Origin of the sequence: Arachidicoccus ginsenosidivorans (assembly GCF_007971385.1) — a bacterium.
Lineage (GTDB): Bacteria > Bacteroidota > Bacteroidia > Chitinophagales > Chitinophagaceae > Arachidicoccus > Arachidicoccus ginsenosidivorans.
Map to the genome: position 1 here is coordinate 3,234,453 of NZ_CP042434.1, position 15,131 is coordinate 3,249,583.

Sequence of the window (15,131 nt, forward strand, 5' to 3'; positions counted from 1 at the left end):
TTATGGAACGCCTAAAAACAAACGGTAAAAGTAAACAGCATGGTTGGTTAAAAATGATGCCAGCGCTTCTTGGCTTGCGGGTAATCATACTTCTATTTTTAGGAGCAGCACCTTATTTATTATTAGCGCAGCACTTTGATAAAAATGAAGTCACCATTCAACTTGACAGCATGGCCATTAAAGATCAGGCACTTAGAGAACGCCTGGTGTATATGGATCAACACTGGCATGACAGTATGCAAACAGCTTATGATTCCCTTTGGGCCCGGCAAAATGCTCAAGACCAGTGTAATATGCTTGCTATTGAAGCGCTTAATAAACGCTACGGCTGGCAGCAACTGATGGAACTTTACGATCAGGCTAAATCCACTATTTTTTTGGTGATTCAACACAGCGATTCGCTGCATCAGGTAAAATTCTTGCCTTTAATTTACCAAAGTGTAAAAATGAGGGCATTACCACCGAACGATTACGCCTTGTTAAAGGACCGGGTAACGCTTTTGCAAAGTAAAAGGCAGTACTATGGAACGCAGTGTTATTTCGATCAACAGCAAAATAAATTTGTTCCTTTTGCAATTATAGGAGGAAAGGTAGCCGCAGATAAAAGAATGGCAGCCCTGGGTATGGATTCACTGGCCGTTTATCTGGAATTTGTGAACCGGCCAGATTAGATTAGCCTTAAAAATAGATTTAAGTAGGTACATCGTATCTTAACCCCACCTTAGCAGGTGCGTATAAAGTGTATATTAGGCGCCTTTTTTCTCCACCGGTTCATGATCCACATCGGTGATGCTGGATTTCATGGAAGACAGCATTTCTTTTTTGGCGGCACCGATTGGATTTTTAACCACGTTCATTGGCTTTTTGATACTGTCCATCTCTTCCATTACGGAGTTTTTGCCGTCATTAAATGTCTTGAAGCCTTTGCCCAACCCCCGCATGAGTTCAGGCAGTTTTTTTGTGCCAAATAATAGTAAGATGACGATGGCGATCAGTAAGAGTTCCTTAGGTCCTATTTCCCCCATGATATTATAATTTTAATAAAGGAAGCTGTCATAATAAACAACCTGCCTGCGGGCAAAGATAGCAGAATCTAGCGGGTTAAGGCCAACCGGGCTAAAAAATCCCTTAAAAGCCTTTAAACAGGTAAGGAAGGATTAAAGGTCTGCGGGACTTATTTACGTCTTCTTCTGCCAGATTCTGGTAAGGTTTCGGAGATCATATGGTATTTATCCGTGCCATAATTATCAATGAGTTGCCAAATCTTCTCTGCGGTGGCCTTTTGCTCATCCAAATCCGGCATCAGGATATTCCAGGGGATTTCTCCTGGGTTCTGATAATCTGATTTTACCATCTGACCACTAAATTCTCTGAGATCAAAGAGTTCATTAAAGGGTATTTTTGTGCCGGTGGCGCCATTGTCATAAGCCTTATATTTGGTCATAAGAGACCGCAGATCCGGAAAATATAACCAGAACAGCGCGTGTTCACTATGTGGAATGACCTCTCCGGTAGAAAGCTTATAAGGCACGATAGGGGCGATACCCAGAATCCGGACCATCATTTTTCCATAACTCTTATCATAAAACCAGTCTTCTTTCAAACAGAAAGTAAAGACAGAGTCCAGATCAATACTTTTAGAGCGAACCTGATAACCCGAGATATTGCCCTCCAGATCATACACGGCCGAAGTGTCCAGGCCGTTACCCATAGATTCCTTAACCTGATCGGGCGTCATGGGTGTCGTAAAACGGTCATCTTCTGCATTAAAAGCGGTAATCTTGCCTTCATTAATGGCTTTTAGCATGAGCGTAATGAGTTGATGAGCCCCAAAATCATCCAGCGCATACATTATATGGCGGTTGCCAGGTTTACGGGTATCAATATTCTCCCAGACACGCACATTAAAAGAAATATTTTCCTGCCTGACCTTTGGATAAGGTAATGCATTGCTTTGTTGGTAAGGTGCTTGCTGATAAGGGAAATCATTACGTAACGGCATTTTCCCCTGTGGCAGTTCCGGTCCATTATTAATGACCTGTACAGGCAGACTGTCACCGGCTCCCTGAGAGAAAAAATTAGGGGAGATTGGTGTGCGGGCAGTATCCGCCTTTTTAGTTTCATAAGCACTGCCGCCAGAAGGCTGCGCCATTGCTAAATTAATCCCTATTGCCATACAGGCACACAGGGCTGGTCGGATTATACGGAAGTGCGGTCCGCTAAAACGAAAAGCGGAGGAAATCTTGTATAAAATCCGGTATCTTAAGCTTGTTGCGCTATTTTTAAATCTGTTCATGGTCTTTGATTGAGGCGCGGGAAGCTTTTTTATTATTAAAGCCACCCATGCTTAGACAAATGATATTATTTTTTTGGGGTGCCAGGTGGAATATCAATGACACATCTGAACCCGATATAAGATCTGGCAGAGTCCATATATTCATAGCTTCTGGCGCTGACCTGAATGCCTACAGCCGGATCCTTCCAACTCCCGCCTCTGACGGTCTTTCTTTTTTTATCCTGACTGTCCTGATCCGTTGCGTTGATATAAATGTTGGGGTTAAAATCATTGTCATAGGCCTGATAACCATTTACATAGCTAGTGGCAGTCCATTCTGCCACATTGCCGGCTATATTAAATAGCCCAAAATCGTTGGGCAGGTAACTATCCACCCGGGCAGGGTAAAGCGCACCATCGTCTGTATAATTACCTTTACCGTTTTTAAAATTGGCCATCATACAACCTTCTGCGTTTTTCAGGTAATTACCCCAGGGATAGAGGTAATTGTTGTGTCCGCCCCGGGCCGCATATTCATATTCTGCTTCCGTGGGCAGCCGGTAGGCATTTTGCAGCGCCAGTTTTTTGCGACCCAAATACTGATTCAGGTAATAGGTGCGCCAGTGAGCAAAGGCAGTGGCCTGCCGCCAGTTTACGCCCACTACAGGATACTGGGCATAGGCGGCATTCTCAAAATAGTCTCTTGCCATAGAGACATTATAGGAATAATCAAAATCCTTGATCCACACAAGTGTGTCCGGGTAAATAGGCACATCATAGCTATAGATAAAATTTTTCCTTGGCTGATCCGGGTGATGGGCTGCAGCGTTAAAATCATACCCTTTTGCTCTATAAATAAGCTTTGAAGGATCTAGTTCAGGCTGATCATTGAGCAAATCCTGGGAAGGCAGCATCATACTACTGAGTCTTTGTTGGATATCATCGTCCTTGTAATTGATCTTTTTAGCCTTGGACCAGTCAACAGCAGTGTCTCCTTCTTTAGACACATGTACATATCCCAATATCATGGCAGCTGTCGAGTCACGAACCCAATTGACAAACTGGTGATACTGCGCATTGGTGACTTCATATTTATCCATCCAAAAGCCGTTCACTGATACACTAGTTGTGCCGGCTCCACCAGATTCATTACTTCCCAGCGTAAAAGAACCGGTAGGAATATATACCATATTAGAGGGTAAATCCATGCCTTTGGGCACCTTGTCATATTTAATACCATGCACCACGCCATCGTCCGAGGCAGAAGCGCTGATTTTATTTGATTTACAACCGCCCAGAACAACCAGTGCCAGGAGGACAGGCAGTAAAAAATTCGTTTTATTTTCAGTCATATAGGTCTAAAACTGCGGGCTAAAAACCAGCCGTGTTTTTTAAAATAAAGCCTATTTAATAAATGTTTATTGATGCAAATAACAGCACATCATTCGCTTGTCCTAATTGCAATGCTTTCTTTCCTTTCCACTTAACGGTCGTTAATGGGCTAAATAGAAGCACTGCAAAGGGGACGCCTGTGTGCTGGCTGTTGATTATAAAAACGCTGATTGTAATTTGTTTATTGTGCAGACTTGCGGATACAGCGCAAGATACTAATGACCTAAGGAAAAATAGAGGCAGGCCTGGATCAGCAGCATGGTAAATTTTGTCCTACCCGCCAATAAAATGGCCGCTATTATCCAAAAGATAACAGCGGCCAATAGCTACTTGTCTATTAATATTATCTAAACTTATAATATTAGTAACCCATTCCTCCCATTGAAGGATCAGGCATTGCCGGAGCAGCAGTCTTAGGTTCTGGCTTGTCAGCGATAACACATTCTGTTGTTAGCAACATGCCGGCAATAGAAGCTGCATTTTCCAGGGCGATACGCGTTACTTTGGTCGGATCAATTACCCCTGCTTTCAGAAGTGGTTCGAAGACCTCGCTGCGGGCGTTAAAGCCATAGTCTGCTTTGCCTTCTTTAATGGTCTGTACCACGATGGAACCTTCCACGCCACAGTTCTTAACGATCTGACGCAGTGGCTCTTCGATCGCACGTTTAATAATAGCAATACCGGTTGTTTCGTCTGCATTCGCGCCTTTTAATTTATCCAGCGCAGTTGTAGCACGGATGTAAGCCACCCCGCCACCAGGAACAATACCTTCCTGAACAGCAGCACGTGTAGCATGCAGTGCATCATCAACGCGGTCTTTCTTTTCTTTCATTTCTACTTCAGTAGCAGCACCTACATAAAGAACAGCCACACCGCCGGCCAGTTTAGCCAGACGTTCCTGTAATTTTTCTTTATCATAGTCAGAAGTTGAGCTTTCCAGCTGCGCTTTGATTTGTGCTACTCTTGCCTGGATATCTGCTTTTTTACCTTTACCGTTGACAATGGTTGTATTGTCTTTGTTGATGGTCACAGAAGCCGCACGGCCCATCGCTGGTAAATCAGCATTTTCAAGGGAGATACCCTGTTCTTCGCTAATAACAGTACCACCGGTTAAAGCAGCGATATCCTGCAGCATTTCTTTTCTACGGTCACCAAAGCCAGGTGCTTTAACAGCAGCTACTTTCAGCTGACCGCGTAATTTGTTCACAACCAGTGTAGAAAGTGCTTCGCCTTCCAGGTCTTCTGCAATGATCAGCAAAGAAGCGGAGGATTGAACGATTTTTTCCAGCAAAGGCAGGATTTCTTTTAAATTGGCGATTTTTTTGTCAAAAATCAGGATATAAGGGTTTTCCAGCTCTACTTCCATTTTCTCTGTATTGGTAACAAAGTAAGCAGAGATATATCCACGGTCAAATTGCATACCTTCCACAACATCTACGGTTGTTTCTGTGCCTTTAGCTTCTTCTACAGTAATAACACCTTCTTTGCCTACTTTAGAGAAAGCCTGCGCAATCAATTTACCGATTTCATTATCGTTATTGGCAGAAATTGAGGCTACCTGTTCAATTTTTTTGCTGTCATTACCAACAGTCTGAGACTGCTGACGCAGATTATCAACAATTTTCACAACGGCCTTATCAATACCGCGTTTCAAATCCATTGGATTGGCTCCAGCAGCGACGTTTTAAGCCCTTCACCGATAATGGCCTGTGCCAGAACAGTTGCAGTCGTGGTACCATCACCTGCAACATCTGCAGTTTTGGAAGCAACTTCTTTAACCATCTGTGCGCCCATGTTCTCGATAGCGTCTTCTAATTCAACTTCTTTCGCTACAGTAACACCATCCTTGGTAACAGAAGGTGCACCAAATTTTTTTTCAATTACCACGTTACGACCTTTAGGTCCCAGGGTTACTTTAACGGCGTTGGCCAGGGTATCCACGCCTTTTTTCATTTTGTTCCTGGCGTCTATATCAAAAAAGATCTGTTTTGCCATAATGCTATATTAAACTTTATTGTTTACGAAAATTAAATAAAAAAGTCTGATTAGAGGATTGCAACGATATCGCTTTCCCGCATAATCAGATATTGCTTGCCTTCGAACTCGAGTTCCTGACCAGCATATTTGCCATATAAAACAGCGTCACCGGCTTTAACGGTCATTGGTTCATCTTTTTTACCAGCACCTACAGCGACAACAATTCCACGCTGAGGTTTTTCTTTTGCAGTGTCTGGGATAATGATTCCACCGGCACTTTTAGTCTCGGCAACTGCTGGCTGGATAAGTACCCTGTCATGCAGCGGGGTTACATTTAATTTTTTTGCCATAGAATTACGTATTTAATGGTTTGTGATAAGAATAATTTATGTTTTCAAACAACTACTGGTTAGCAATTTTATTGCCACTACCCGCTAAAGGGTCAAAATTTCATTTAATTGGTTAGAAAGACAGACAAAAGACCCATTTTGGCGGGTAAAAATTGTCAGATTGCAGGAAATGACGGTAAGGAAGTGACAAAATTGCATATCTACCAGTTCAGCACACCTCTCAGGGTGGCCACCTATTTAAAACGTTTTGCTGAGCAATCTGGGAAAATCAAAAGAAGGATAGCGTCGTTAGAATCAACAAACAAGCAGAGACCCAAACAAAAATCAACTTGTTTTTAAGGTTTAGCAAGGCAAAACCAGCTTATATTCCCAAATCCTAATAATAGTAACGGAGAGAAATAATAACTCAAGCCGTCAGGACCGGGAAGAATCACAAAATTAAGCAGAACGGGACAGGTATTGGCCTCAATTATAACGAAAGCACCTTTATTCAATGGTGACTGCATGCCCATAATAGGAGCGCAGACTGTCTTTCATGCGGGTAGTATCAGTCGGCGTCACGTTGTCAATAGCCACAAATAGCCGGTATTCATACCCTGTTGGCGTCTTTATAGAATCCATGGATACAACATTTCCATAGCTTCTTAATTGATCGATGCGTTTTTCAGCATGGGCTTTGGTCGTATAGGTCTGGAAAATAAAATGGTAACTTCCATCTTTTCGCACTTCTTTAGCCGGTGCGGACGGAAGTGTTGTTTTTGCCTTGGCCAGGGTGTCCGCCATAACTGTTGTGTCAGTTGTACTGTCTTTAAGGAAATTAAACGAGGATTTAGGGATAAAATAGGCTCCGTAAACAATGACCCCAATAATTAGCAGGATAAGCACCCATCTACCGATAACCCTTTTATTGACCTTCCGACTGGCATAATTGGTGGCAGAAGTAAGAGGGGAGTTGCTGTAATTATCTTCGTAATGTTTCTTCTCCTTCTCTTTACTTACTTCTAGTCTTTCTGTACTTAATTGATAGGAACCGCTTTTATCTGCATAAATATAGCCCATTCCCTCAATGACAAAAGGGGTGGAACCGATATTCATCAATTGCCTGGTCTGGTCCAGGAAATATTCAAGATCGCTGGCGGCAATAGAGTGGGATTTTTGAGTTACCTCGGCGAGATAATCTACAAACGCCGGCGTCGTGACCGCTTTTTTGTCATAGACAAATGTTGGACTACTGATAATATTGCCTTCCTCGTCTTTGGTAATGGCATCTGGTAAAGTGAGTGTACCGATCTTTTCCAGTGTAACAGTTTTATGCAGTTCCAGATATTCTCTGATATAGCGCGTAGATAAGCTCAAAATTTGCCTAATTTTTAGGTTCCTGTATTCAATTTCGATCAATATGGTTTGCAAGTTTAGTTCATTTTTCAGTAGAAAAGTAAAATTGTACTAAATTTTTTTGCGTAATATTTATATAACATTGCCGTTTTCCCAACAAAAGTTTGGATAACTTTGCCCCATGTTAACGCCGGAACAGGAAAAATTTTTGCAGTATTGGGCGGCCAACCGGGATAAAGAAAAAAAACTCCTGCGTCAGGCCAGGGCAGGTCTGCCTTTGGGGCTCTCCTTTTCCGCTGCTATTCTGGTCTGTGTTTTTAGTGGTTGGTATACAAGGGCGATGATGGAGCTTTCCACCGATGTGAGTCCGGTGTTGCTTATTATTGCTGTGCTACTGATTGCTATTACCTATTCGATTTTCTCTCAAAAACAGAAGTGGGAAATGAATGAACAGTCCTATTTAGAACTTTTGGCTAAGTTAAAAAGAGAAAATAAGGATGAATCGGCTGTTCAAGTGCCCAATCCAAATACCACTGAAAAAGGAAAAGTCATTGAAAATGAATTAAATGTATCTACTCCCAAAAAAGATACCTTAAATGAAGAGTGATTATTTGAAATCTTTTTATCTTTTCAGCATAAATATTGTAGCGTTTGTTTAACAATACACGTTATACGTGTTAAATTCAAAAAATATCTTCAATGAAAAAATTCCTAATGTCGGTCAGCATGGTGGCCGCAATGTGTGTAGTAATGAGTTCTTGTCTGAAAAATGACACCCCTGATTATGTGCCTCCGGTAGATCCAGCTGCAGAAGCTCCTGCTTTAGAGGCTTTTATAGATTCGACTGGCTATAATCTTGCAACACAGTCTAATGACTATTCCTATTATAGTTTTGATCAGTCATCGCAGACATTTAAATTAGCAACTGCTTCCGCACCATATTTATATTTTGAAGTAGTGACGTCCGGTGAAATGACCCAAGGTAGCGTTGATACCTCTGATGCGGCAATTGGCGGAGCAATCGGTGGTACCACACAACTTTATAATACTTATACGGACAGCACTTTGTATGCCTCCGTTACTTATGTCGGTACCTTGTTAGACGGTACCGTGTTTGATAAGCAGGACGAACCTGTTTTAATGCCGGTTCCTAATTTGGTGGCTGCTTGGTATTTATTAATGAATAAAGTAGGTAAAGGGGGAGAATTACGTATTTTGACACCATCTGCCTATGGGTATAGTAATGTAGCAAAACAGGGAATACCTGCTAACTCACCGCTGTATTTTGATATCAAAGTAGTAGGGTTTGTAAAAACGACCTATGGCAAATAATTAAAACCGCTTTCAATTAGATTGAGCGTGGTTGTCATAAAGCAAAATGGCCGGTCAGTAACCTGAACCGGCCATTTTGCTTTGGTGTGTCAAGTTAGGTGGGATTTTCAACAAAGGGTTATAAAAGCAATATTTCAAGTTCACAGACAGAATATTTTTAATATTTTGTTGAATATGCGCAATCCTTTGCATGAAATCCCTTAGCTTAGCGTGCCGGAAAAACTAACCGCTGAAAGCATCTATAAATACTTGTCTGCGGTTAAATGGAAGGGTCAGGGTAAGGGACTGATGCTGAAAGCCACTAAATATGGCAATTTCCTGCTAAATATGGCTTATAATTTTTATTTAACACAATTCAATCGCAAACCCTATCTTTGCGCAAATTTAGTAAAACAAATTACCCTTCGAATTTTATGCAATTAAAAGGATTAGTACGTTTCTTTACCGTGGCTTTGGTGCTGATTTGTATTTATCAGCTCTCCTTCACCTGGATGGTGCACAGCCATGAAAACAAAATGGAAAATAAGGCAAATGCCTGGGTAAAAGCCAATTACGCTACGCCTGAACAAAAATATGCCGGTAATCTGGAACAGCAAAAATTATATGCTGACTCACTGGAGATCATTGGGAAAAACCAATTAAGGCATTTACTGGACAGCACCCGTAATTCCAAAATCGGACCCTTTGGTATGACAACCTACCAGAAAGCCAAAAACAGTGAACTGATGTTGGGGCTGGATCTGCAAGGTGGGATGAGTGTCACCATGGAAGTCGGTCTGGACGGGTTGGTACACGCTTTGTCCAATTACACAAAGGATCCTTCTATCAATCAGGCTATTGATCAGGCAAAAGCCATCAAGGCCAATGACAATACTGATTATATCTCTCTATTCGCTGAGCAATGGAAAAAGGTCAGCAATGGTAAGAAACTGGCGCCTTTCTTTGCACAAAAAAGTAATAAAGAGCTGACCTATGAGTCTACGGACGATCAGGTACTGCTTTATTTGCGTAAACAGGCAAAAGCTGCTTTTACCAATACTTATAAAATCTTAAGAACACGTATTGACCGTTTTGGCCTTTCTTCCCCGACCATCAATCCGGACGAAGCGAAAGGAATCATTACGATCGAACTGGCGGGTGTAAATGATGCAGAACGTGTGCGTCATTACCTGCAATCAACTGCCAATCTGCAATTCTTTGAAGTATATAATATCTCTGATATCAGTCAGGATATTCAAAAAGTCGATGGCTTACTCTCCAAAGTAGGTGTCAATACAAGCAAAGAAGATACAGCTACAGCTACAACTGCACAGAAGGCAGCTGCTGTGCAGCCTGCTGCTACAGCGACTGCTAAAGCAGATACCGGCAATACCTCTTTATCTGCCCTTGAAAATACAGCTAAAGATACGAATGCGACTTTTGCAGCAGCCGACAAAACAGCCAGTGGCGCTGTTGACAGCGCTAAACTGATCCGCGAAAAATATCCGTTCAGCTCCATGTTCCTGGATATTGCACGTCCTTACCAGGATGAACAAGGTCACGTTCGTTATCCTTCCTATATTGGCATGATCAGCAAGTCTGACACGGCTAAACTGAATAAATTATTGCAGAGCGATATCGTTAAAGCGGCATTCCCTTCCAATCTGGTCTTTATGTATGGCAAACCAGATGAGAAGGATACTAAAATGAACGGTATCCTACAGTTATTTGCTATTAAAACCCTGGACAATGGTCAGGCTAGACTGGAAGGTGACCACGTCACTGACGCCAGCCAAGGTAATGACCAAATGGGACAGGTCGTAGTGAATATGAAAATGGACGAGTCTGGATCCCGCATTTGGGCAGACATGACCAAAAAGAATGTGGGTAAACCCATTGCGATTGTTCTGGATAATATTGTGTATAGTGCTCCTAACGTAAATGGAGAAATCTCTGGTGGTAATTCCCAGATTTCTGGTAATTACACTGTAGCAGAAGCGCAGGATATGGCCAATATCCTGGAATCCGGTAAATTACCGGCACCTGCTAAAATTGTACAGGAGCAGATCGTTGGACCTACACTTGGTCAGGCGGCAGTAACAGGTGGTATGATCTCCTTTGGATTGTCCTTTGTGGTCATCTTTGCTTTAATGCTGTTATATTTTAATTCAGCTGGCTGGATTGCCAATATTGCCCTTACCCTGAACCTGCTCTTTACCATAGGCGTGCTTTGCTCGTTAGGCTTTACACTGACGGCGCCGGGTATTGCGGCCCTGGTACTGACGGTCGGTATGGCGGTGGACACCAACGTAATTATCTTTGAGCGTATCAAGGAGGAACTTGTCCGAGGCAAGGGGTACCTCCATGCGGTGGAAGACGGGTATAAGCGTTCCTATGCGCCAGTATTGGATGCTCACGTAACGACTTTGCTGACAGCCTGTATCTTGTTTTACTTTGGTTTAGGACCTGTACTCGGATTTGCCACTACGCAGATTATCGGTATCCTGTTGTCCTTATTCTGCGGTATCCTGGTGTCTCGCCTGGTGTCAGATATTTATACCAACAAACAAAGACACTTTAAATATTTTACCAAAATATCCAAAATCGTCTTCTCTCACCGTGCGATTCCTTTTGTAAAATATCGCAAGGTTGCTTACATCATCTCCATATTTGTGGTGCTATTGGGAGTAGGTTCCTTCTTCAATGGTTTTAACGAAGGGGTAGAATTCTCCGGTGGACGTAGCTATACAGTTAAGTTTGAAAAAGCCCCTAATCAGGATAATGTAAGAGATGATTTGAAAGCCCTGTTCAAAGAATCCCCGATCATTAAAACCGTTAATGTTCCGGAACAGTTGAATATCACGACTTCTTATCTGATCCATGAGACCGGTAAAGATGTAGATGCAAAAGTCGAACAGATTCTGTATAAAGGTCTGCAGCCTTACTTGCCGCCTGCTACCACCTTTGCCAGCTTTAAGAATACGTATATTCAGAGTTCACAAACGGTGCTGCCAACGATCTCCAAAGATCTGAAAGCGGGTGCCACGAAGGCAACGGTCTTTGCGATCATTGTGATCTGTCTGTATATCTTTATCAGGTTCAGGGACTGGCGTTTCTCTTTGGGTACCATCGTATCCTTGTTGCATGACGTGTTAGTGACCCTGATTGTATTTAGTTTCTTCAGAAATATTGTACCATTCCCACTGGAAATCGACCAGCACTTTATTGCGGCGGTACTGACGGTAATTGGTTTCTCCATGAATGACACGGTGATTGTGTATGACCGTATCCGTGAAGATGCCGGTATCCTGCATACGCTGGATAAAGAAACCATCATCAATAAAGCGATCAATGAAACCTTAAGCCGTACGATCATGACCTCTCTGACCGTGTTCTTAAGTATCCTGATCCTGTTTATCTTTGGTGGCGAAGTGGTCAGAGGATTTGCCTTTGCCATGCTGATTGGTGTACTGACTGGTACTTATTCTTCTATTTTTGTTGCGGCGCCGATCCTGATCGACTTCGCCAAAGACAAACCACTAGGAAAAGTAAAAGATCACTCAGTTATGGAGCGCAAGCATCACGAAAAATTGCATCCTAAAGAGATCAAATAGTACATAAAGCGCCCTGGAGCTTCTCTTTCAGGGGTGCTACGAGATACAAATTAAAGCAGCCCCGTTCAGGTTTTACTGAACGGGGCTGCTTGCGTTATATAGGGAGCAGCTCTTTCCAGTCAGTGTGCCAAAAGCGAACACTATTTGTTCGCTTTTGGCACACTGACTGGAAAGGGTGATTTTGTAATTTATTGTAAATCATTTAGTTGTTATTCTAGCATATTTGCTGCTTAATCTTTGTAGTTTCCCTTTTTGGGGAACGCTTCCGTAAAGGGTATTTCGCGGTTAATTATAAATGACGGATTAAAATATCTATCCAAATGTCTTTTTATGCTATTGAATTATTTTAAAACAGCTTGGCGCCGCCTGAAAAACAATAAGTTTTTCTCAATCATTAATATTCTTGGATTGGCCATCGGCATTTCCTGTGCAGCCATGATATTTTTATGGGTGGAAAATGAACTGCATTGGGATGATTTTAATACGAAAAAGGATCAGTTATATTTTGTGCGGGAAAATCAGAAATACAACACTTATACGACTACTTTTAGTTCAACGCCCGGTTTACTTGGGCCCGCCATTCAAAAGGAAATTCCAGGAATCGCCAATACCTGCCGCACCTCCGAAGGCAGCAAACAGCTTCTTTTTACAATAGGGGATAAGTCTATGTATGCCTCCGGCATATATGCTGAACCCTCCTTGTTCAACATGTTTACTTTACCGTTTGTGCAAGGGAGTGGAGCAAATGCTTTTAGTGAGTTGCATTCAATAGTCATCACGGAGAAAACAGCTAAAAAATTCTTTGGGAGCGAAAAAGATAAGGCGATCGGCAAAACTGTGCGGGTGGATGGCAAAACCGATTATGTAATTACAGGAGTACTAAAGGATATTCCCCAAAACGCATCTTTAAATTTTGAATGGGTCGCTCCATTCAAGATTTTTTTCCAAAGCAATCCATACCTGCATCGCTGGGGAAATAGTTCCTTGAGTACATATGTAGAATTGAAGCCTGGCGTTAGCGCGGCTGCTGTCAATAAAAGGTTATATAATTTTATTCAGCAAAGAGATCCTACGTCCATTGCGCGGCCTTTTTTATTCAGTATGAATGATTGGCATCTGCGAGATCAATTTGACAATGGTGTTCAGACAGGTGGTGGCCGTATTGAATATATACGTTTATTTACAATAATTGCAGCCATTATCCTGCTGATTGCTTGTATTAACTTTATGAACCTTTCCACGGCAAGAAGTGAGAAAAGGGCAAAAGAGGTCGGTGTCAGAAAAACCCTGGGGGCCTTCCGACGAAATCTCATTTTCAATTTTATTGGGGAAGCCGTATTGATGGCATTTTTGGCGGCATTAACGGCGGTGGTTATAGTCTTTCTTACCCTGCCTGCCTTTAATTTATTGGTGGAAAAGCATCTTTCACTTGGTTTAAGCAACCCCATACATATAGTTGTCCTACTAATTATAACGCTTATATGTGGTTTGGCAGCGGGTAGCTACCCCGCGCTTTATTTATCTTCATTCGACCCGGTGGAGGTGCTAAAAGGCTTAAAATCGAAAACCAAAAGTGTTGAATGGATCCGCAAGGGCTTGGTCGTATTACAGTTTACGGCCTCCATTATTTTAATTATTTGCACCATCATTGTTTATCAGCAAATACAGCGTGTAAAAAGCAGGAACCTGGGTTTCAATAAAAGTAACTTGTTACAGATAGATGTTCAGGGGGATGTTGCAAAAAACTATGACGCTATAAAACAAGACTTATTGGCATCCGGCTATTTTGAAAATGTAGCCCTAAGTGATCACCAGACCATTTATAGCGGCAATAATACGGGTAGTCTTATGTGGAAAGGCAAAACGACGGAAGCGCAAATCTTAATTTCGCAGCGATATGTAAGTAAAGACTTTTTTAATACTTCGGGGATTAAGCTATTGGAAGGCAGAGATCTGGCTGCAAAAGATAGTGCTGTCGTTAATAAGACGATCGGTATTGTCATCACCCAGTCCTTGGAAAAGTTGATGGGTAGTGGAAGTGCCTTGGGGAAAAAGATTTGGGATCAAGGCGATACCAGTGGCATAGCGGCCCAGGTGGTGGGTGTCGTACATGATTATGTCTATGGCGATATGTATGGAAAATCCGATCCGGTCATATTTTATTATGGCCGACCTGCCAGTGCGCTATTTATGTATGCCCGTTTAAAATCCAGGGCAGATTTGACAAAGAGCCTGGCTTTTATGCAGTCTGTCATGAAGCGATATAATCCCGAGTATCCCTTTAAGTATCAGTTTGTGGACGATCAGTTTAATCAGATGCTTTTAGGTGAAAGGCTGATTAGTAAATTATCCAGGGTATTTGCAGCACTGGCCATTGTGATTTCATGTCTTGGATTATTTGGACTAGCGGCTTTTACAGCCGAAAGAAGAATTAAGGAAATAGGCATCCGAAAGGTATTTGGTGCGAGTGTTCGTGGCATTGCGTTATTATTGTCTAAGGATTTTTTAAAACTAATTGCCATCGCCTGTCTGATTGCTTTCCCAATTGCTGGATTGGTTATGCGCAGTTGGTTGCAGAATTATCAATATAGGGTGGAGATTAAATGGTGGACCTTTTTGGTGGCCGGAGTTTCTGCCATCCTAATAGCATTGGTAACAATTGGCTTTCAAACTGTTAAAGCGGCGCGCGCTAATCCGGTAAGGAGTCTAAAATCTGAATAGTTGTCAAAGCTGAATTAATTTGATGATATATTGGTCTTTTTCGGCAGTCTACTATCAAAAACACCCGTATGGGTTGTACTTGATTATTTTCTAAGACGGGATTTATTAATAAAGGATTTTTAGGCGTAAAAGCTTTTTTCGTTTACAAGTCTACTT

Annotated in this window: 10 protein-coding genes and 1 pseudogene; 5 read left to right on the forward strand and 6 right to left on the reverse strand. The window is 42.1% G+C overall.

The window, feature by feature from the left end:
• Positions 1-2: 2 nt before the first annotated feature.
• Positions 3-671 (forward strand): DUF6624 domain-containing protein, encoded by a 669-nt coding sequence (locus FSB73_RS12945; RefSeq protein WP_146782858.1) that lies wholly within the window; start codon positions 3-5, stop codon positions 669-671.
• 75 nt (positions 672-746) lie between these two features.
• Here the strand turns inward: FSB73_RS12945 and FSB73_RS12950 are convergent, their stop codons facing one another.
• From FSB73_RS12950 to FSB73_RS12975, 6 genes and pseudogenes are all read right to left on the reverse strand, one after another.
• The gene (locus FSB73_RS12950) at positions 747-1,025 is read right to left on the reverse strand and encodes a Sec-independent protein translocase subunit TatA/TatB (RefSeq protein WP_146782860.1); all 279 of its coding nucleotides are present in this window, start codon (positions 1,023-1,025) and stop codon (positions 747-749) included.
• A 149-nt stretch (positions 1,026-1,174) separates the two neighbouring features.
• A complete protein-coding gene (gene porN, locus FSB73_RS12955; protein ID WP_146782863.1) occupies positions 1,175-2,296 on the reverse strand; it encodes a type IX secretion system ring subunit PorN/GldN in 1,122 nt (373 codons plus the stop codon).
• A 65-nt stretch (positions 2,297-2,361) separates the two neighbouring features.
• The gene (porK, locus tag FSB73_RS12960) at positions 2,362-3,627 is read right to left on the reverse strand and encodes a T9SS ring complex lipoprotein PorK/GldK (protein WP_146782866.1); all 1,266 of its coding nucleotides are present in this window, start codon (positions 3,625-3,627) and stop codon (positions 2,362-2,364) included.
• 401 nt (positions 3,628-4,028) lie between these two features.
• A pseudogene (gene groL / locus FSB73_RS12965) lies at positions 4,029-5,662 on the reverse strand (chaperonin GroEL).
• Between the two features lie 50 nt (positions 5,663-5,712).
• Positions 5,713-5,994 (reverse strand): co-chaperone GroES, encoded by a 282-nt coding sequence (locus tag FSB73_RS12970; protein WP_146782869.1) that lies wholly within the window; start codon positions 5,992-5,994, stop codon positions 5,713-5,715.
• A 486-nt stretch (positions 5,995-6,480) separates the two neighbouring features.
• Positions 6,481-7,350: a hypothetical protein gene (locus FSB73_RS12975; RefSeq protein WP_146782872.1), complete on the reverse strand. Its 870-nt coding sequence runs from the start codon at positions 7,348-7,350 to the stop codon at positions 6,481-6,483.
• Positions 7,351-7,510: 160 nt separating this feature from the next.
• Here FSB73_RS12975 and FSB73_RS12980 point away from each other — a divergent pair, with 160 nt between their 5' ends.
• From FSB73_RS12980 to FSB73_RS12995, 4 genes are all read left to right on the forward strand, one after another.
• The gene (locus FSB73_RS12980) at positions 7,511-7,936 is read left to right on the forward strand and encodes a hypothetical protein (protein WP_192904060.1); all 426 of its coding nucleotides are present in this window, start codon (positions 7,511-7,513) and stop codon (positions 7,934-7,936) included.
• A gap of 92 nt (positions 7,937-8,028) precedes the next feature.
• Positions 8,029-8,661, forward strand: a complete 633-nt coding sequence (locus FSB73_RS12985) for an FKBP-type peptidyl-prolyl cis-trans isomerase (RefSeq protein ID WP_146782875.1) — start codon at positions 8,029-8,031, stop codon at positions 8,659-8,661.
• A 413-nt stretch (positions 8,662-9,074) separates the two neighbouring features.
• Positions 9,075-12,254 (forward strand): protein translocase subunit SecDF, encoded by a 3,180-nt coding sequence (secDF, locus tag FSB73_RS12990; protein ID WP_146782878.1) that lies wholly within the window; start codon positions 9,075-9,077, stop codon positions 12,252-12,254.
• A gap of 330 nt (positions 12,255-12,584) precedes the next feature.
• On the forward strand, positions 12,585-14,975 hold the full coding sequence (locus tag FSB73_RS12995; RefSeq protein ID WP_146782881.1) for an ABC transporter permease: 2,391 nt from the start codon (positions 12,585-12,587) through the stop codon (positions 14,973-14,975).
• Positions 14,976-15,131: the final 156 nt, after the last annotated feature.